General features: G+C 43.2%; 18 protein-coding genes and 2 tRNA genes. 5 read left to right on the top strand and 15 right to left on the bottom strand.

What is annotated here, in order from left to right:
• Positions 1-45: 45 nt before the first annotated feature.
• From rpoC to LEP1GSC185_RS06095, 10 genes are all read right to left on the bottom strand, one after another.
• Positions 46-4251: a DNA-directed RNA polymerase subunit beta' gene (gene rpoC, locus LEP1GSC185_RS06140; RefSeq protein WP_008593534.1), complete on the bottom strand. Its 4206-nt coding sequence runs from the start codon at positions 4249-4251 to the stop codon at positions 46-48.
• Between the two features lie 15 nt (positions 4252-4266).
• Positions 4267-7947, bottom strand: coding sequence for a DNA-directed RNA polymerase subunit beta (gene rpoB / locus LEP1GSC185_RS06135; RefSeq protein ID WP_008594196.1), 3681 nt, complete (start codon positions 7945-7947; stop codon positions 4267-4269).
• A 135-nt stretch (positions 7948-8082) separates the two neighbouring features.
• Positions 8083-8469: a 50S ribosomal protein L7/L12 gene (rplL, locus tag LEP1GSC185_RS06130; protein WP_008595726.1), complete on the bottom strand. Its 387-nt coding sequence runs from the start codon at positions 8467-8469 to the stop codon at positions 8083-8085.
• 48 nt (positions 8470-8517) lie between these two features.
• Entirely contained in the window at positions 8518-9051 is a 534-nt protein-coding gene (gene rplJ, locus LEP1GSC185_RS06125) for a 50S ribosomal protein L10 (protein WP_008593683.1), read from the bottom strand.
• A gap of 26 nt (positions 9052-9077) precedes the next feature.
• Complete coding sequence (gene rplA, locus LEP1GSC185_RS06120) at positions 9078-9770, bottom strand: 50S ribosomal protein L1 (RefSeq protein ID WP_008594629.1); 693 nt, start codon at positions 9768-9770, stop codon at positions 9078-9080.
• Positions 9771-9772: 2 nt separating this feature from the next.
• Positions 9773-10201, bottom strand: a complete 429-nt coding sequence (gene rplK / locus LEP1GSC185_RS06115) for a 50S ribosomal protein L11 (protein ID WP_008594039.1) — start codon at positions 10199-10201, stop codon at positions 9773-9775.
• Positions 10202-10242: 41 nt separating this feature from the next.
• Positions 10243-10788, bottom strand: coding sequence for a transcription termination/antitermination protein NusG (nusG, locus tag LEP1GSC185_RS06110; RefSeq protein ID WP_020770487.1), 546 nt, complete (start codon positions 10786-10788; stop codon positions 10243-10245).
• 25 nt (positions 10789-10813) lie between these two features.
• A complete protein-coding gene (gene secE / locus LEP1GSC185_RS06105) occupies positions 10814-10996 on the bottom strand; it encodes a preprotein translocase subunit SecE (protein WP_008595351.1) in 183 nt (60 codons plus the stop codon).
• Between the two features lie 45 nt (positions 10997-11041).
• Positions 11042-11112: transfer RNA gene (locus LEP1GSC185_RS06100), tRNA-Trp, on the bottom strand.
• A 10-nt stretch (positions 11113-11122) separates the two neighbouring features.
• Positions 11123-11194 (bottom strand) — tRNA-Thr (locus LEP1GSC185_RS06095).
• A 336-nt stretch (positions 11195-11530) separates the two neighbouring features.
• On the opposite strand from LEP1GSC185_RS06095, the gene LEP1GSC185_RS06090 reads away from it, so the two are divergent.
• The 4 genes from LEP1GSC185_RS06090 (at position 11531) to LEP1GSC185_RS06075 (ending at position 14156) form a co-directional block, all read left to right on the top strand.
• Entirely contained in the window at positions 11531-11734 is a 204-nt protein-coding gene (locus tag LEP1GSC185_RS06090) for a type II toxin-antitoxin system VapB family antitoxin (protein WP_008594013.1), read from the top strand.
• Positions 11731-12102, top strand: coding sequence for a type II toxin-antitoxin system VapC family toxin (locus LEP1GSC185_RS06085; RefSeq protein WP_008594380.1), 372 nt, complete (start codon positions 11731-11733; stop codon positions 12100-12102). Before LEP1GSC185_RS06090 ends, LEP1GSC185_RS06085 begins: the two co-directional genes overlap by 4 nt.
• On the top strand, positions 12099-13214 hold the full coding sequence (locus tag LEP1GSC185_RS06080) for a helix-turn-helix domain-containing protein (RefSeq protein WP_008593963.1): 1116 nt from the start codon (positions 12099-12101) through the stop codon (positions 13212-13214). Before LEP1GSC185_RS06085 ends, LEP1GSC185_RS06080 begins: the two co-directional genes overlap by 4 nt.
• A 102-nt stretch (positions 13215-13316) precedes the next feature.
• A complete protein-coding gene (locus LEP1GSC185_RS06075) occupies positions 13317-14156 on the top strand; it encodes a sterol desaturase family protein (RefSeq protein WP_008594666.1) in 840 nt (279 codons plus the stop codon).
• Between the two features lie 77 nt (positions 14157-14233).
• On the opposite strand, the gene LEP1GSC185_RS06070 is transcribed toward LEP1GSC185_RS06075, so the two are convergent.
• The 4 genes from LEP1GSC185_RS06070 to LEP1GSC185_RS06055 all read right to left on the bottom strand — a co-directional run bounded on the left by LEP1GSC185_RS06070 (position 14234) and on the right by LEP1GSC185_RS06055 (position 16576).
• Positions 14234-14557 carry a hypothetical protein gene (locus tag LEP1GSC185_RS06070; RefSeq protein WP_010513670.1) on the bottom strand — a complete coding sequence of 108 codons (324 nt, stop codon included), beginning with the start codon at positions 14555-14557 and terminating at the stop codon, positions 14234-14236.
• Positions 14554-15066: an ankyrin repeat domain-containing protein gene (locus LEP1GSC185_RS06065; protein WP_008596227.1), complete on the bottom strand. Its 513-nt coding sequence runs from the start codon at positions 15064-15066 to the stop codon at positions 14554-14556. Before LEP1GSC185_RS06065 ends, LEP1GSC185_RS06070 begins: the two co-directional genes overlap by 4 nt.
• A gap of 96 nt (positions 15067-15162) precedes the next feature.
• Positions 15163-16167: a hypothetical protein gene (locus LEP1GSC185_RS06060; RefSeq protein ID WP_008594640.1), complete on the bottom strand. Its 1005-nt coding sequence runs from the start codon at positions 16165-16167 to the stop codon at positions 15163-15165.
• A gap of 112 nt (positions 16168-16279) precedes the next feature.
• Complete coding sequence (locus LEP1GSC185_RS06055; protein WP_008595078.1) at positions 16280-16576, bottom strand: helix-turn-helix domain-containing protein; 297 nt, start codon at positions 16574-16576, stop codon at positions 16280-16282.
• A 203-nt stretch (positions 16577-16779) separates the two neighbouring features.
• Between LEP1GSC185_RS06055 and LEP1GSC185_RS06050 the strand changes: the two genes are divergently transcribed.
• On the top strand, positions 16780-17475 hold the full coding sequence (locus tag LEP1GSC185_RS06050; protein WP_008595384.1) for a DJ-1/PfpI family protein: 696 nt from the start codon (positions 16780-16782) through the stop codon (positions 17473-17475).
• A 15-nt stretch (positions 17476-17490) separates the two neighbouring features.
• Here LEP1GSC185_RS06050 and LEP1GSC185_RS06045 read toward each other — a convergent pair whose 3' ends face one another.
• Positions 17491-18018 (bottom strand): LA_3696 family protein, encoded by a 528-nt coding sequence (locus tag LEP1GSC185_RS06045; RefSeq protein ID WP_010513675.1) that lies wholly within the window; start codon positions 18016-18018, stop codon positions 17491-17493.
• Positions 18019-18147: the final 129 nt, after the last annotated feature.

Genomic DNA, 18147 nt, shown 5'->3' with positions numbered 1-18147 from the left:
TATTTTACCAGTTCTACCGACCCTGCTCTATTGTAAAGCTTTCCTTTAATTCTCGTTGTCTTCCGGAATGGCCATCGGAATTTCTTCCTCTTCCACTTCCAGAGGACGATCTAGATCCCCGTAAGTTTCTTTGAACACCGCGACATCGCGATATTTTCTCATTCCGGTTCCCGCAGGGATCATGTGACCGATAATAACGTTCTCTTTAAGTCCCGCTAAGTTATCAGTTTTTCCTTTGATTGCAGCGTCAGTTAACACCTTAGTTGTTTCCTGGAAGGAAGCAGCCGAGAAGAACGACTCAGTATTCAAAGATGCTTTCGTTAATCCTAACAAGATCGGAACACACTGAGCAGGAGATCCTCCTTCAGCTATCACTCTCTTATTTTCTTCCAAGAAAGCGAAACGATCCACTTGTTGTTGGTTTACGAAAGATGTGTCTCCGGAATCGGTAATTAACACCTTACGCATCATCTGGCGAACGACTACTTCGATATGCTTATCGTTGATATGCACCCCTTGTAGTCTATAAACCTCTTGGACCTCTTGCACAAGATACACTTGGAGTGCGGTTACACCTTTAACTCTCAAGATATCGTGTGGATCCAGGTTTCCATCATCCATTTGATCTCCGCGTTTTACGAAGTCTCCGTGACGAACACGCAATTGTTTTCCGATCGGAATGGTTACTTTTACTTTATCCAGCTCTTCGTTATCAGGAACGATATAGAGAACTCGTTTTTCTTTTACGATCTCTCCGTTATCTTCTATTCTTCCGTCAGTTTCTGCAAGAGTGGTTGCGTCTTTAGGACGACGAGCCTCGAAAAGTTCGTCTACCCTTGGAAGACCACCGGTAATATCCCGGGTTTTTTCTGCAACGGTTGGGATCTTGAAGAGAATATCTCCCGCTTTCACTTTGTCTCCGTTCTGTACGGAGATGATCGCATCCACAGGAACTAAGTATTCTTCTTTGCTTCCGCCGGAAGATACCACGATCCTTGGGATCAATTTTTCCCTACGTTGCTCGATTACCTTATAATTAACGTTAGATGTCTTAACGTCCTCGTCCCTACGAACGTTTTTACCGACTTCCAGATCCACCCATGTTGCAGTTCCTTCGATCTCGGTAACTCCGATCTCGTTGAACGGGTCGAATTCTCCTAATGCTTGGTTAGGCTCGGTAATCTGTCCTACTTTTACGATCAGAGTGGTAGAAGTTTTAACAGGAACAACGGTTTCTTCTCCCAGAATTCTGAAGAGTCCATCCGCAATTTTTACTGTTCCTGGAGCTTCGGAAGTTACGTTCTCCCCGGAAGCAAGAGTTGCAACCAACTCACCTTTATCCACCTTCTGTCCGTTCTCAACCCTAAGGTTGGTAAGGTCGGAAGAATTGAACTGCTGGATCAATCTTTGAACTACGATGGATCCACGACGAGAGAAGATCAAACCTCTATCATTAGTTTGTAAAGTTCTACCGTTGATCGCATTAACGACTGCACGGTATCCGACTTTATGTTCTTTCTCCTGAACTTTTGCGGAAGCCGCACCACCGATGTGGAATGTCCTCATCGTCAACTGGGTTCCAGGCTGTCCGATAGACTGAGCAGCGATGGTTCCGACCGCTTCTCCAATCTCTGCTGGAGTCAGACGAGCCATATCCATTCCGTAACATTTTATACAGATTCCCCAACGAGCTTCACATGTGAGAGGAGAACGAACCTTGATTTTTTCGTAACCCAGGTTCTCTAACTTCTGTCCTACTTCTCTAGTGATCAAAGATCCTTTAGGATAAACCACACTTTCAGTAACAGGATCGACGATGTCTTCCGAAGTATAACGTCCGAATACACGGTCGCTTAGAGAAACGATAACGTTCTCTCCTTCTTTTACGGTTCCAAGAGTGATACATTCTTCGGTTCCGCAATCATCTTCAGCGACGATCACGTCTTGAGAAATATCCACCAAACGACGAGTCAGATAACCTGCGTCCGCAGTTTTTAGCGCGGTATCCGCAAGACCTTTACGAGCACCGTGAGTAGAGATAAAGAATTCAAGAACGCTCAATCCTTCGCGGAAGTTAGAACGGATCGCTAGTTCGATGATCTCACCGGAAGGTTTCGCCATCAGACCGCGCATACCTGCCAACTGACGGATCTGTTGTTTAGATCCACGAGCACCGGAAGCAGCCATGATGAATACAGGATTGTATCCACCTTTGTCCTTTTCAAGTTCCTTGAACATGGAGTCGGTGATGAGGTCGTTGGTCTTAGTCCAGATCTCGATCACTTTTTTCTTACGTTCTTCGTTAGTGATAATACCTTTACGATATTCTCCGTCGGCTCTTTCTACTTCTTTGTTAGCGTCGCCAACAAGAGTAACTTTACCCGGAGACACTCTAATGTCTTCGATAGAGATAGTCGGGCTGAAAATTGTAGCATAACGATATCCTAATTTTTTAATATCGTCCAGCATCAGAACGGTTTGAGCCGGTCCGTATTTCTCATAAACTTCCGCAATGATCCTGTTGGTCTCTTTATCGGAGAGAGCACGGTTCACATAAGGATATCCTTCCGGAAGAACTGTGTTGAAGATCAAACGACCCGCAGTTGTCTCCAGGATCTTTCCTTGGTGAAGAACGGAAATTTTAGTTCTATACTCTATCACTCCTCTATCGATCGCGTAAGTAACCTCGTCAAGGTTCGCGAATGACTTAAGAGGAACTCCTGCTTCGGTTGGAAGTTCAGAAGTTAGATAATAAATTCCGAGTACGATATCCTGAGTAGGTCCGCAGATCGGGTGACCGTTTGCAGGGTTCAAGATATTGTGTGGAGAAAGCATAAGCATCCATACTTCCAACTGAGCCTTTGGAGTCAGCGGAACGTGGATCGCCATCTGGTCACCGTCGAAGTCAGCGTTGAACGCGTGGCATACAAGAGGGTGAAGTTTGATTGCCTTTCCTTCTACAAGGACCGGAAGGAATGCTTGGATCCCTAAACGGTGAAGAGTAGGTGCACGGTTTAACATAACCGGGTGCTCTTTAACTACTGTTTCAAGAACGTCGAAAACTTCCTTTTCTTCTGCTTCTACTTTCTTCTTAGCAGATTTGATGTTAGGAGCTAAGTCCAGATCCACCAAACGTTTCATTATAAAAGGTTTAAATAGCTCGAGAGCCATCTTCTTAGGAAGACCCATCTCGTGATATTTCAATTCAGGACCGACTACGATCACGGAACGACCGGAGTAGTCCACACGCTTACCGAGTAGGTTTTGGCGGAAACGACCTTGTTTTCCTTTCAGCATGTCCGAAATGGATTTTAGAGGTCTGTTACCTTTACCTTTTACGGTACGTTTGCGACGGCTATTATCGAATAACGCGTCAACCGCTTCTTGGAGCATACGTTTTTCGTTACGAACGATGATCTCAGGAGCTTTTAACGCAAGAAGGCGTTTTAGACGGTTGTTTCTGTTGATAACACGACGATATAGATCGTTCAAGTCGGAAGTAGCAAAACGTCCACCTTCTAACTGGACCATTGGACGAAGTTCAGGTGGAATGACAGGAACCACATCAAGAACCATCCACTCAGGACGGTTTCCTGAATCGCGGAAAGCCTCGAGAACTTCGAGACGTTTTAGGATTCTTTTATCGGAGATCTTTTCTTTTTCTTGGATCTTTTGGCGGATGATACGTGCTTCCGCATCCACATCGATACGAGAAAGAAGTTCTTTGATCGCGTCCGCACCGATACCAGCAACAAACTTGTCGCCGTATTCGTCTAGGTATGCGTGATATTCCTCTTCGTCGATGAGCTCACCACGATTTCTTCCGGTATCAGCCGGATCGATGATCACATATTTTTCGAAATAAAGAACGCTCTTGAGCTGATTGATCGTCATGTCCAAGAGAAGTCCCATTCTGGAAGGAACGGAACGATAGTACCAGATATGAGAAACCGGAGCAGCAAGCTCGATATGCCCCATACGTTCGCGACGAACTTTGGAGTGAGTTACCTCGACACCGCACTTATCGCAAACCACACCCTTGTAACGGATGGACTTGAATTTTCCGCAGTAACATTCCCAGTCCTTAGTAGTTCCGAAAATTTTCTCGCAGAAAAGACCGTCTCTCTCGGGCTTTAGAGTACGGTAGTTGATTGTCTCAGGTTTTTTGACTTCTCCGTAAGACCATTCTTTGATCCTTTCCGGAGACGCTAATCTGATTGTTATTGATTCAAAATCGTTATTGGATCTCATGCTACCATTCTTCCCTTAGGCGTTCTCGATCGTTTCGAACTTAATCTTCTTCTTGCTCTTGGAATATTCGTCTTCGTAGTCGGAGATATCAACGCTGTTACCTTCCGAGTCAGTGATGACGATATCCAATGCAAGTCCCCTGAGTTCCTGCACCAATACGTTGAAGGATTCCGGAATTCCAGGTTTAATGGAATGGATCCCTTTAACGATCGCTTCATAGATTCTCGCTCTTCCAAGCATATCGTCCGACTTGATGGTAAGAAGTTCCTGAAGAGTATGAGAAGCGCCGTAAGCTTCGAGAGCCCAGACCTCCATCTCTCCCAAACGCTGACCACCGAATTGAGCCTTTCCTCCGAGCGGTTGTTGAGTAACCAAGGAGTAAGGTCCGGTAGAACGAGCGTGGATCTTATCATCCACCAAGTGAGCAAGTTTCAACATGTAGATGTAACCGCAGAATACCTCGTTCATGAAAGGTAATCCGGTACGTCCGTCGTATAATTTGAATTTAGAGCTGAGAGGAAGATTTGCTTCTTTGCAATACTTCTCTACATCCGCTTCAGTAGCTCCGTCGAAAACAGGAGTTTCGAAATTGATCCCCAATTTGCTTGCAGCAAGTCCGAGTTGAGTTTCGAAAATCTGGCCGAGGTTCATACGAGAAGGAACACCTAACGGGTTCAGAACGATATCCATCGGAGTACCGTCTTCCATGTAAGGCATGTCTTCTTCTGCCATGATACGTGCAACGACACCCTTGTTACCGTGGCGTCCTGCCATTTTATCTCCGACCAGAAGTTTACGTTTACGAGCCACGAAAACTTTCACCATTTCTTCTACACCAGCAGGAAGTTCATCTCCCTTCTCGCGTGAAAAACGTTTGATATCGATTACAGTTCCTTCGAAACCGTTCGGCATACGAAGAGAAGAATCTCGTACTTCTTTCGCCTTCTCACCGAAGATAGAGTGAAGAAGTTTATATTCAGGAGTTAGATCAGTTTCTCCTTTTGGAGTCACCATACCTACCAGGATATCTCCCGGTTTTACTTCTGCACCAACACGGATCACACCGGTTTCATCCAGATCGCGGAAAGCTTTGTCTGAAAGGTTCGGAATATCTCTTGTGATCTGCTCTTGTCCAAGTTTGGTTTCTCTTGCTTGGATCTCGAACTCTTCGATGTGGATAGAAGAGAAAATATCGTCTTTTACAACTTTTTCGGAGATTAGGATCGCATCCTCGAAGTTGTAACCTTCCCAAGGCATAAAAGCCACAAGAACGTTACGTCCGAGTGCGAGAGTTCCGTTGTCCACCGCAGGACCGTCTGCAAGGACAGTTCCCTTTTGTAGAATGTTACCGTTCTCATCCATTCTTTCGCCGGAAACGATCTGTCCTGCGATAGTTGTTCCTCTACGAACTTCTTCTCCGTTGGAAACGATCGGTTGGTATTGTTTATTACCGGAGATCAGATTGTATTCGCGAACGTTTCCGTTATCCGCAGTCACTTCGATTTTCTCTTTGCTGACTTTAGTAACTTTACCGTCGATCTCTGAGTGAACCACTCCAACAACCGGAGTTTGGTTAAAACAAGTACCTTGGTTGGTCTTCTTAAATTTAGTAAGATCGTAAGTATCGGATTCTTTTCCGCCCTTACGCTCGATTACAACCTTCTCCGCGTCTACGTAAGTAACCACACCATCATGTCTGGAGATGATACAAATACGAGAATCGTAAGCTGCACGAGTTTCCATTCCAGTTCCAACGAAAGGCGCCTCTTGTCTAAGAAGAGGAACCGCCTGACGTTGCATGTTAGAACCCATGAGCGCACGGTTCGCGTCATCATGCTCTAAGAATGGGATTAACGCAGTAGAAACGGAAACCACCTGCATTGGAGCTAAGTCCATGTATTGGATTTCGTTCGGGTTGCGGAAAGGGTAATCCGATCTGTGACGAGTAGAGATCAGTTTATTCTTAAACTCTCCCTTCTCATCTACAGGAGAAGAAGATACCGCGATAGAATGATATTCTTCCTTATCTGCGGTTAAATATTCTATGTTATTGGATACTTTGCTGTTTTTTACTACTCTGTAAGGAGTTTCCAAAAATCCGTAATCGTTCACTCTCGCATAGGAAGACATGGAGAGAATGAGACCGATGTTTGGACCCTCAGGAGTTTCAATCGGACACATACGGCCATAGTGGCTGTAGTGAACGTCACGCACTTCGAATCCCGCTCTATCTCTAGAAAGACCGCCAGGTCCTAAAGCGTTCAAACGACGTTTATGAGTTAACTCAGCCAGAGGGTTTGTCTGGTCCATAAACTGGGACAATTGGCTGGATCCGAAGAACTCATTGATTACTGCAGTGATCGGTTTAATGGAGATCAGAAGTTGCGGTGTTTGAGTTCCAACTTCTTGGACAGTCATTCTTTCTTTGATCACTCTTTCCACACGAGTGAAACCGACTTTCAATTGGTTAGCGATAAGCTCACCAACGGAACGGATACGACGGTTACCTAAGTGGTCGATATCGTCCGGATAGTAGTTCTCTGTTTCGGAAATCAAGTTGAGAAGGTAACGTACAGTCTCAATAATATCCGCAGGACGAAGAACTCTTTCTGTCGCGCTTGTGAACTCTTTCGGGTTATTGAACTCGAATTTGCTATTGATCTTGTAACGACCTACATCGCCCAGATCAAAAGATTTAGGAGAGAAGAACAGACGATTCAATTCTGCTTCTGCGTTCTCGATCGTAGAAGGTTCACCCTGTCTCATGATGCCATGGAATTTCAGAACTGCGTCTTCGTAATCGTTGACACCGTCTTTTTCCAAGCAGTTCACTAAAACCGGATTATCCTTATCTCTAGGATATTCTACTAATTCGACTTCCTTCACCTTCATCTCTTTTAAGATGGAGATATTATCTTCGTTGATCTTGGAACCGGCATCGAGCATAACCTCTCCGGTTTCCATATTGATCACGTCGGCGATCACTCTGCGTCCGATCAGACGTTTGAGTTCTTTAGTAGAAGCTCCGCCGATTTTTGCTTTGGAGGATTTGTAAAAAAGACGCAAGATCTCTTCGTTTGTTCCGTGTCCTAAAGACTTAACAAGAAGAGTTGCAGGGAATTTTTTCTTACGGTCGATCTTTGCGACCAAAATTCCCTTATTGTCCATTTCGAATTCCAGCCAGGACCCGCGATAAGGGATTACTCTGGCAGAGTAAGTATCTCTTTCTTCGTCGTAAGAGAAGAAGATACCAGGAGAACGGTGAAGCTGAGAAACTACAACACGCTCAGCTCCGTTGATGATAAAAGTTCCCTGCTCTGTCATTACAGGAAGATCGCCCATATAGACGACCTGCTCGCGGATCTCTCCGGTTTCTTTGATGATGAGTCGAATGACCGCTTTTAAAGGAAGAGCAAAAGTAGCATCTGTGTCCTTACATTCTTGAGGAGATTTTTTAGCGTCTCCTAAAACATAGTGACTGTATTCCATCACCATGTCGTTATTCGGACTTTCGATCGGGAAGGTTTCTCTAAAAACCGCTTCTAGTCCCTGATTTTTTCTTTTAGTGGGATCCTTAACTTCTGATTGAAGAAACCAATCGAAAGACTTCTTCTGAATCTGAATCAAGTTAGGAAGGTAATCCAAATTGGTGATCTTACCGAAGTTTACCCGTTTTCTTTCTACTTGACCGTACATTCGTGTGCTCCCTGGGATGATGGAAAATTATAACTGCGCGAAAAAATGCAATAAGGCAAGGAAGTACGCTGGCCTCCTTGCCTGAGTGAAAGGATTTTAATCAGATATCGAGGAGACAAAGCCTCGGCTCCCTGATTAGACAGCCTTAAGTTCGATTTGAGCTCCGACAGCTTCTAATTTCTTTTTAATGTCGTCAGCTTCTGCTTTCGCAACGCCGTCTTTAACAGACTTTCCGCCAGCTTCTACCAAGTCTTTTGCTTCTTTCAAGCCAAGACCGGTGATCTCGCGAACAACCTTGATAACTTCGATTTTTTTATCGCCGAAACCTTTCAATACAACGTTGAAGGAAGCAGGCTCATCTGCTCCTGCCGCTGCTCCGCCACCTGCTGGTGCCGCAGCTGCTACTGCTACTGGAGCCGCTGCGGAAATTCCGAACTTCTCCTCCATTTTTTTAACTAGGTCGGCTGCTTCTACAAGTGTAAGTTTGCCGAGTTGCTCTAATAACGCTTCAGTGGTAGACATTTGGTGCTCCTTTGATTCCGTTTGGTCCTTTTAACTACTAAATTGGTTCTACTGATTGTTCTTCTCTGCGACTGCTTGGATAGCTCTTGCAAGTCCTGCGATAATTTGGTTCAGGCCGGAAGCGATGCTTCTTGCCGGACCATTGATACCGCCCGCGATCTGAGCAAGAAGTTGTTCTCTGCTCGGAAGACCCGCGATTGCTTCCACATCTTCTGCATTCAAAACCGATCCGTCTAAGTATCCAGCTTTCAGAATAAGATTCTTATTCGTCTTAGCGTATTCTTTTAGGATTTTGGCTGCGCTTGGAAGATTGGCATCCGCAAAAATCGCAGCAAGGGGGCCTTGGTATTCGTCCCCAAATGCGATGTTCTTATCCTTATGCTTCTCGGATTCTTTTAATGCGAGTAGAAAGAGATTGTTCTTGATCACTTTCATCTCGGAACCTTCTTTACGAAGTTTCGCGCGAAGATTTGTGATCTCTTCTACTGTGAGTCCGCTGTAGCTGGCTAGGATAAAGTCGCTACGTTTTTCTAATCTGCCTTTTAATTCGGCAACTGCTTCAATTTTTTCCTGGCTGGGCATTGTTCCTACTCCCGTCTACTACACCCTTATAGGGATGTGTTGACCAGTTCCTTAACGTCTACTTTCACACCGGCACCCATAGTAGGGGAAACGGAGAAAGTTTTCAGATAATCACCCTTTGCATCCGAAGGTTTATCTCGGAGAAGAGTTTGAACTACTGTACGAATGTTTTCTACTAGTTTGGTATGATCAAAACTGACTTTACCAACTCCTAGGTGAACGACTCCGCCTTTGTCCGGACGATATTCGATACGTCCTGATTTCAGTTCGCCAACTGCTTTCGCAACATCGTTAGTCACTGTTCCAGCCTTAGGCTTAGGCATTAAACCTTTACGTCCTAAGATCGGTCCCAGCTTACCTACTTCCTTCATCATGTCAGGAGTAGCAACGCAAGCATCGAAGTCGGTCCAACCACCGGCTACTTTCTCGATCAGGTCCATATCGCCCACGAATTCCGCACCTGCGTTTTTCGCGTCGTTTTGTTTGTCTCCTTTGCAGAAAACAAGAACCCGAACCAGTTTACCGGTTCCGTGAGGAAGAGAGATAGTCCCTCTCACGTTTTGGAGAGATTTATAATTAACTTTTGTAGAGATCTCGATCGTACCGTCAAATTTAGAGTAAGAAGAAGCCTGAGCTAATTCTACGGCTTTATCGATCGGATAAACTTTAGTTGCGTCGACTTTCTCTTTAGCCGCGCGATATTTTTTTCCGCGTTTCATGATTAACCCTCTACCGTAACGCCCATAGAACGACAAGTTCCGGCGATAATTTGAACAGCTGCGTCCAGATCGTTCGCGTTTAAGTCTTCCATTTTGGTTTTAGCAATTTCTTCTAATTGCTTACGAGAAATCTTCCCTACCTTAACAGTATGAGGAGTTGCGGAACCGGTCTCTAATCCGATCGCTTTCTTAACAAGAAGAGCTGCCGGAGGGGACTTGGTAATGAATGTAAAACTCCTGTCGGAGAATACTGTGATTACAACGGGGAGCTTATAACCCATTTGGTTTTTAGATCTCTCGTTGAACTGCTTGCAGAACTCCATAATGTTCAATCCTGCCTGACCGAGTGCCGGTCCGACTGGAGGAGCAGGGTTGGCCTTACCGGCTTCAACCTGGAGCTTAATCTGCTTTACTACTTTTTTTGCTGCCATTGGCGAAACACCTTATTTGTTTCTCCCGGTTCTCCCACCGGTCAGGGTTCGGTTTTGACCTGTAGATAATCTAATTCCACAGGGGTAGAGCGTCCGAAAATCTCCACCTTCACTCTGAGTCTTCCTTTGTCCGGGAAGATCTCGTCTACGACTCCAGTAAAATTCGCGAAAGGCCCGTCGATAATCTTCAGGCTATCTCCCACTTTAAACAATAAGCGAGGAGTAACTGGCTCCTCTGATTGGAACTCTCCGGTTTCCGCGAAAAGATTTTTCACTTCGTCAACGGAAAGAGGCTCCGGTCCCCCATCTTTGGATCCCACAAAAGTAGAAACAGAAGGAAGACTTTGGATCATGAATCGAAGGTCCTCGTCCATATCCATCTCAACAAGAACGTAGCCCGGCATAAGTTTTTTCTTAGTAACCTTCTTTTTGCCGTTCTTCATCTCGGCGACTTCCATGGTAGGAATACGCACTTGAGAAATCTTCTCCTCCAGCTTGCGCTGTTGGATCAGCTTTTCCAGATTCTTCTGGACCTTATTCTCGTGACCGGAATAAGTCTGTAACGCATACCATTTCAAATCAGCCATCATAATCACACTTAATCCTAAGTTCTTACAGATTCCAGAATCCGGTAAGAAGCTTCACAAACGCAGTATCCGAAAAGAATAGGAAAGCAGAGAAAAATAAAACCGTGACTAGAACTACGATGGTGGACTGCATCACCTCTTGTCTATTCGGCCATTGAACTTTTTTCAGTTCTTCTCTACACTCTTGTATAAATGCGCCAAACTTCACTATAAATCCTTCCTAAACTTTGTCGAACCTTTAGGATCAAAACTCCAGGTCTGGAGAGAATCGAACTCCCACCAAGGACTTTGGAGATCCTTGTTCTACCATTAAACTACAGACCTATTCGAACTTAGCCCTCTACCAGGCTTGAACTGGTGACCCCTTCCTTACCATGGAAGTGCTCTACCACTGAGCTAAGAGGGCATGTCTATCTACCCGCTCCCAGAGATAGGAGCTAGAAATACACAGTATTTTTACCCAGGGTCCCTGGTCAAGGTTTTAGCCAAGATTCCCAGCCAGATGGCATTATTTATGCAAGGAAGAGAAATTTTTGGGCCTTCTTCCCCAAAGCACTACTCGACTTTAGTGTGATGTCCTCGTTCTTATGCGACATAAGTGAGCGATTCATTTGGGAAGAAGGGTGCATACATTCAGAATTTTCCCCATCAACCACGAAGCGGAATCAATTTTCTGTCCCCAAATCACTTTTCCGGTCCTACTCTCTTGACATATGGCAATTTTAACCATATATTACCATATATGACAGCTGTCAAAACCACCCTATACATCCCAGACGAGCTGATCTCCAGCGCCCAAGACTATACCGGGATCTTAGAAAAGACACGTCTCGTCCAAGAAGGATTACGCGCACTTATTCGAGAAAAATCTGCAGAAAGAATGGCTCTTTTAGGAGGGACCGATCCTAAAGCAGAAGGCCCTATCCGAAAAAAATCCCCTAAATGACGGCGGTACTAGTAGACACTTCCGTTTGGATCAATCACCTGCGCAGATCCGATCCAAAACTAGTGGAACTTCTACACCAAGGTTTGGTTCGACGTCATCCTATGGTAGAGGGAGAGCTCAGTCTGGGTAATTTTAAAAATAAGAACTCTTTTCTCACTGAATATGCCCTCCTGAAAGAAGTTCCGATCGCAAACCATAAAGAGACCATGATCTTTTCAGAAAGAAATTCCTTGGCGGGACTAGGAATCGGCTGGATAGATGCACATTTGCTTGCAAGTTGCATCTTAGGAAGCGCAAAATTATATTCTGCGGATTTGTCTTTAGTAAAGGCCGCGGAGAAGATTGGTATCGCGGAAATTACAACATGAACGAGTTCGGAATCCAATCTTATACTTCCTTATTTTTAGTCTTCTCGATCGGACTCGCATTTTTGTTTTCTTTGGGAGAAATATTTTCTTCACCGAGGGGAGAAAAACAAAACTTACTAGCGATTATTTTTTTCTTAGTGGGGATCTTTCTATCTCATGCATTCTTACTGACTTGTAAAATGATCATCCACTTCCCTGGTTTGTATCTTACACATCTTCCTGTTTCCGGACTCATGGGACCTTTTATTGAACGTTATCTACTTCTTGCCATGGGAAACACTCCGGAATCCAAAAAAATATTTTATCTCAAGATGATCCCCGCACTACTGATATTTATTTGGATGGCGCCCTTTTATTTTTCCGGAAGCCCGGAAAAGATCGAATTACTCAAAAGTCTGCAGACCACCGGGCTTCCAGTATTTTTAAAAATCCCGGTTTTAAGCGCCATGGGAGTCGTGTTCGCATTTTTACTTTCCACATTTGTTCGTTTGTTTTGGGGTTTTCGGTTTTCGGTCATATACAAAGACCCAAGAATGCTTACGATCTTAGGAGTAAGCGTTTGTATTCTGATCATTTTATTATATGGCTCCATATCCGTATTCTTAGGATCTATCAGAGGCTTAGAAGGTGTAGGTTCTTTGATCGGGATCTTTTTATGCTCTTTGTATATTCTGCGCCAAGGATTCCCCGAATTTTTCTTAGAAGTACAAAGAGTAGTGGAAGAGGAAAAAAAATACAGAGCCTCCCAACTAATCGGGTTGGATCTAGATGGTATCAAACAAAACTTAGAAGACCTATTTCAAAAGGAGAAGGTATTCTTAAAAGAAGATCTGACACTCGGATTTTTGGCAGGCAGATTAGAGATTAGTACGCACCAACTCTCTGAATATTTGAACAATGAAATTGGAAAAAATTTCTTTCAATTATTGAATGAACACAGGGTAGAAGAGGCAAAAAAGAAAATAGAATCCGATCCTCAAGAAGTTTTGTTGTCCATCGCCTACTCTTCGGGATTTGGCTCAAAATCAGCTTTTAACGAGGTTTTCCGAAAGGAAACCGGATTTACACCCTCCGAATACAGAAACAAGATCCGCAAAAATAAGTCCAAATAGTCCGTTTCGATCGGTCTGGACGTATATTTTATTCCGCTCCGATCGGGGAGGACGATTTCTTTCGGGATCCGACGTAAACTGAATGCAGAGATCGGAGGAAAAATGGCATTTAACGCTTGTGATTTCAGTTGGGAATGCGTTCGGAATTTCGGACTATTCCAACTTTCAATGAACTTTATCAGATACTATCCATTAGCAGGACTCGCATTCTTTATATTCTGGATTTGGAAAAAAGGATACTTCGAAAAATACAGGATCCAGAAAAATTTCCCAAAATGGGAGAAGGTCGTATATGAGATCAAACAATCTGCAGTCACGATGATAATGTTCAGCTTGGTTGCGGTCGTTTCTTTCAGCCTTCAAAAGTTAGGATATCTTCCGAGAGCGCTCTACTTCGATATCTCCGAAAGAGGTTGGGCTTATGCGATCTTAAGTTATATCCTGATCACCGTCTGGCATGAAACTTGGTTTTATTGGGCTCATAGACTTATGCATCACAAAAAGGTCTATTCTTTCGTACATGCGATCCATCATAAATCCGTTAACCCTTCTCCTTTAGCTGCATACAATTTCCATTGGGCAGAAGCTTTCTTAGAAGCGATTTACGTTGTGCCGTTCATCAGTTTAGTGCCGATCCATTTCGGAGTGTTCATATTCCACACATTCTATGCGATGGTAATGAATATTTGGTGGCATTTAGGATATGAATTTTTACCGAAAGGATGGGCGAGTCATCCTATTACAAAGTGGATCAACACCTCCACCCATCATAACCTTCACCACCAAAAGTTTCATGGGAATTATAGTCTCTATTTTAATTTTTGGGACCGGATCATGGGAACAAATTTCCCGAATTACGAAACCTATTTTGACGAGGTAGCCGGTAAGAAAGAAGACTATGAAAAAACGCCGATAACTTCTCAGATAGGATTTGCGAAGTAGACTTTCTATATAAAATTTTCATAATAGCTCAAACTGGAAACCGAATGACTCGGTTTCCCTTTTTTTGTATCTATACCTTAGAATATGATTCCGCTTCCTCCATGACCACCTCCGCCGTGGCCACCACCACTGTCTCCGCCTGAACTACCGCCTCCCCCTCCTCCACCCGATCCACCTCTGGAAGTACTGGTTGTCCTTCCGGAAGAGGTTACCCTATAACAGTCTGATTTACAATCGTCGCAAATTACTTTGCAAATGAATCCGATCCCAAGAGAATTCTCATTGCTCGCAACCAACAGACAGATGGAAAAGTTCTTATCGCAGTCCCTTATGCAGCGATCGTCATTCATGCAAGATTCTAGAAATAAAAGAACAAGAACGATCTGAAATGCTGATTTCATCTTTTTGGACCGATCTCATATGGAAGAAGTAGTTCTTTGATCTGAATTGCTTCTTCTAAACTAGCTTCCGAAAATGCTGTATGTCCTTGTTTACTTTTGATATGTACATTGGCACCATTCTTCAAAAGTAGTTTCACTATATCAAGGTTCCGATTGTAAACGGCCATCATTAGAGCGGTATGTCCATCTCTAGTTTTAGCGTTAATGTCTGCGCCGTTCCGAACTAAAAATTCTGCAATCTCAACTTCTCCTTCTCTTGCCGCGATCATTAAAGGCGTAAAATTCCTAGTAAAAGGATCTCTTGTATCTACTGAATAACCTGCTCTCAAACAATTTTGTAAACCGAATAGATCTCCTTTATAGACAAAGTCGGAAGGATAAGGGCTTCCCCCTCCCCCACTCATTGCAAATTGAGGAGAAATACAACTCGTCAAAAAAATCCATAAAAAGAGCAACCCGCCCTTAATACAAAATATGGGGAACTGCGACTTGGAAGTGAAAAGATTCATAAGTATCCTCTTCAACAAGAGGACCGACTTCGAATAAGAACGTTCCCGATTAGAGAAATTTTTATAAGATTGGAAATATTTTATTAATCGGCAAGATTATTCAAGAGGCGGAGAATCAGGCATAAAGATGAGGATACGCCCATCTTCCTCCATTCTTACATTAGAGAGAGACAAAGCCTTTTTATATTCGGAAAAGGAGAAATCGAACAAAGAGGATTCTTCTCTGTCTATAAGTAAGACCTTGCCTTGGTGAACTTGAATCCCTCCGAAGAGTAATTTTCCTCCGGTAACATAGATATAATTTTTGGAATTTGTTTTAGGAGAAGGAATCTCCTGTTCCGCAATAAACTCTATATCTAGGGTATTTTCATTCAATTTAAGATCTTTAATCTTACCTTCCACTTCCGGATCGGGAAAAACGGAAAACGGTTCAAAAAACACTTTATTCCCCGAAAAGACCAATCCTTTCCCCTTAGGAAAACGGATCAGGTCTTCGATGGACACGCCAACTGTATTTAAAAGTTCTTTTGTATAAGGATTTAATAATGCTCGAACGGACTCGTTCTCCACCAAGATCCTACCTGATTCAGGATCGATCTTAACTGTGGCAATTCCTTCGAATGAGACCCAAACTACTAGTTTGACCTCCCCTGAGATCTTAAGTTTCCAAACACCATTATGAAAAATCGGACGAAGTTTAATTTTACGAAGGGTAGATTCCGGAAAAGAGAACAATCTTTCGTTAATCAGTTTTTCCAGACTTTCGAAAGAAATATGGATATTACCGTTTAAGATCTTAAGGCTAAAAAGTTCCGGCTGATCAAAAGGCAAAATTTCTCCGTTTTTAGGAATAGCCTCCAAAGAGAGACGATCCGCTTCGACGAAAATACCCTTCTGCCAATAAAACCTAACGTTCTTGAGAATTAATCGCGGCCTGATGAAATAATGCGAATCAACAATACTTTCCGTCTCATATCCGATATCCGAAAAAGGTAGCTCCATATTATCCAAGCCTAGCCTTCCGGCCCAAAAGGAAAAGTAGGCAGTCAGGATCAGAATGATCCCATAGATCCATGGATTCGAAATTCGATTCGGCTTCATTTAGCTTTTTGCCTTAAGGCAATTGGAATTTTTTAGAGAAGCTGTTGTTCTTGGCTATTCTTTTCTCAGAAGGAAAAGAATGGTTGGCAATCCAACGGATCAAAAACGTACGCTATTTGGACTTTCTTTTAGTAGAACTTGCGGCTTTTAAAGACTTCTTCTTAGATTTATGTTCTGCTTTATCTTCAAACTTGAAGAAGAATTCCACAGGCTTTTTATAAAGTTTTGCCAGGTTCCAGAATTCGATAACGTCTATCCTTCTGTCTCCCGCCTCGACTTTGGAAATAAAAGATTGGGGTGTTTTGAGCGCGTCTGCAACATCCACTTGAGTTAAGCCTGCGTCTTCCCGGGCCTTCTTTAGCAACTTTTGGAAAATCTTATATTCTTCGGTGTAGATTGTTTTAGCCAAGCAAAACTAATTCTACTTCCCAATTCAGAATATACCAAATCAGGATATTAGATAGAAGTTCATTTAATATCCCAGATATTTATCAATTAACGTTCTTTCTTCCCTCCTTTCAAATTTCCTGAAGAGGATTTCATCGACTTTACCGGAAGTTTTTCCTTCGAATTCGACTTGAAGAGTTATCCTAGTTCTATCCAATCTTATCTATGCAAGAGCCGTTCAATATCGGATTACTTATCTTTCCGGACCTAACTCCGCTGGATTTTGTAGGTCCTTACGAAGTATTTTCCAGAATGAAAAATTCCAAAGTCCATGTTATAGCCGAAACAAAGGACCCAGTCCCTTCCGAAAGAGGGCTTTTCATTCTTCCGGACAGAAGTTTGTATGAAAATATAGACTTGGACTTGGTCTTAGTTCCCGGTGGACTCGGAGTCAATCGACTCATGGAAAATGAAAGAATTCTGAATTGGCTGAGAGAAAAATCAAAAACTTCCAAATACATTAGCTCCGTTTGCACCGGCTCTTTGGTTTTGGCTGCAGCAGGTCTATTAAATGGATATAAAGCGACCACACATTGGCTATCTCTCGATGTATTAAGACTTTTTCCCAAAATTGACGTACAAGAAGATAGAGTGGTAATCGATCGAGACAGAATCACCGGAGGTGGGGTCACCGCTGGGATCGATTTTGCACTCCAAGTTGTAGCGGAGATCCAAGGCCAAATGGCCGCAGAAGAAATCCAATTGATGATCGAATATAATCCTGAACCTCCCTTTTTGAGCGGACATCCTAAAACCGCGAACCCAAACCTAGTTTCAGAAACAAGGACCTCTAAAATAAAAGCCCAAGATCTCAGAAAAGAGATCGCTGCCAGATCGATCGAAAAACTTTCCAAATCTTAAAACCCTTTCGAGAATTTACATTTTGACTATGATCGAGAAAATTCCCGTCAAGGCTATGATCGCACCTAACATCCATCTTGTCTGAGCAGAAATGAGTTTGTGAATTTCTATTCGGAGCTCTGAGATTTTTTCATTCATTTCGACACGGAGTTCTGCTATTTCTCCTTTTAGCTCTGCTCTGAGTTCGGCGATATCTTCCTTTAATTCCGCCCGAAGCTCTGCAATATCCTCTTTTAATTCTGTTCGAAGCTCTGCAATATCCTCCTTTAATTCTGCACGAAGTTCTGCTATGTCCTCTTTTACTTCGGCCCGAAGTTCAGCTATATCCGATTTGAATTCTGCTCTTAAATCTGCCAGATCTGTTTTGTATTCAGAGCGGAATACATTCAATTCTTCCGAAAGTCTGTTCTCAAATCTATCCGAAACAAGTTCCATCACATTCTCCTTGTTAGCTGCGAAAGAATCGTTGATAAAATCGGAAAACTCGTTCGTTCCTTCATCACCTAATATTTCTTCTAACTTTCGCGGTATTCTGCGAAACATTGGCATTGCCATAATTATGCTCCTAACGGAGACGTATGCAATTCGAAATTCCCCGTTATGAGGCTCAGGTCCGGAATATTGATTTTCGCGTGTACTTTTACTTAAAAATTCAGTTCCGGAATGAATATT

The organism is Leptospira licerasiae serovar Varillal str. VAR 010 (genome assembly GCF_000244755.1).
Classification (GTDB): domain Bacteria; phylum Spirochaetota; class Leptospiria; order Leptospirales; family Leptospiraceae; genus Leptospira_B; species Leptospira_B licerasiae.
Note: the sequence above shows the minus strand (reverse complement) of the source record. Positions and strands in the feature narration are given on the sequence as shown.

What these genes read in the sequence shown, in the direction of transcription:
- rpoC (WP_008593534.1), bottom strand. Translation starts at nt 4,251, where the DNA reads ATGAGATCCAATAACGATTTTGAATCAATAACAATCAGATTAGCGTCT.
- LEP1GSC185_RS06075 (WP_008594666.1), top strand. Translation starts at nt 13,317, where the DNA reads ATGGCATTTAACGCTTGTGATTTCAGTTGGGAATGCGTTCGGAATTTC.
- LEP1GSC185_RS06065 (WP_008596227.1), bottom strand. Translation starts at nt 15,066, where the DNA reads ATGAATCTTTTCACTTCCAAGTCGCAGTTCCCCATATTTTGTATTAAG.
- LEP1GSC185_RS06045 (WP_010513675.1), bottom strand. Translation starts at nt 18,018, where the DNA reads ATGTTTCGCAGAATACCGCGAAAGTTAGAAGAAATATTAGGTGATGAA.
- LEP1GSC185_RS06085 (WP_008594380.1), top strand. Translation starts at nt 11,731, where the DNA reads ATGACGGCGGTACTAGTAGACACTTCCGTTTGGATCAATCACCTGCGC.
- rplK (WP_008594039.1), bottom strand. Translation starts at nt 10,201, where the DNA reads ATGGCAGCAAAAAAAGTAGTAAAGCAGATTAAGCTCCAGGTTGAAGCC.
- rplA (WP_008594629.1), bottom strand. Translation starts at nt 9,770, where the DNA reads ATGAAACGCGGAAAAAAATATCGCGCGGCTAAAGAGAAAGTCGACGCA.
- rpoB (WP_008594196.1), bottom strand. Translation starts at nt 7,947, where the DNA reads ATGTACGGTCAAGTAGAAAGAAAACGGGTAAACTTCGGTAAGATCACC.
- LEP1GSC185_RS06060 (WP_008594640.1), bottom strand. Translation starts at nt 16,167, where the DNA reads ATGAAGCCGAATCGAATTTCGAATCCATGGATCTATGGGATCATTCTG.
- rplL (WP_008595726.1), bottom strand. Translation starts at nt 8,469, where the DNA reads ATGTCTACCACTGAAGCGTTATTAGAGCAACTCGGCAAACTTACACTT.
- nusG (WP_020770487.1), bottom strand. Translation starts at nt 10,788, where the DNA reads ATGGCTGATTTGAAATGGTATGCGTTACAGACTTATTCCGGTCACGAG.
- LEP1GSC185_RS06070 (WP_010513670.1), bottom strand. Translation starts at nt 14,557, where the DNA reads ATGAAATCAGCATTTCAGATCGTTCTTGTTCTTTTATTTCTAGAATCT.
- LEP1GSC185_RS06080 (WP_008593963.1), top strand. Translation starts at nt 12,099, where the DNA reads ATGAACGAGTTCGGAATCCAATCTTATACTTCCTTATTTTTAGTCTTC.
- LEP1GSC185_RS06090 (WP_008594013.1), top strand. Translation starts at nt 11,531, where the DNA reads ATGACAGCTGTCAAAACCACCCTATACATCCCAGACGAGCTGATCTCC.
- LEP1GSC185_RS06050 (WP_008595384.1), top strand. Translation starts at nt 16,780, where the DNA reads ATGCAAGAGCCGTTCAATATCGGATTACTTATCTTTCCGGACCTAACT.
- rplJ (WP_008593683.1), bottom strand. Translation starts at nt 9,051, where the DNA reads ATGCCCAGCCAGGAAAAAATTGAAGCAGTTGCCGAATTAAAAGGCAGA.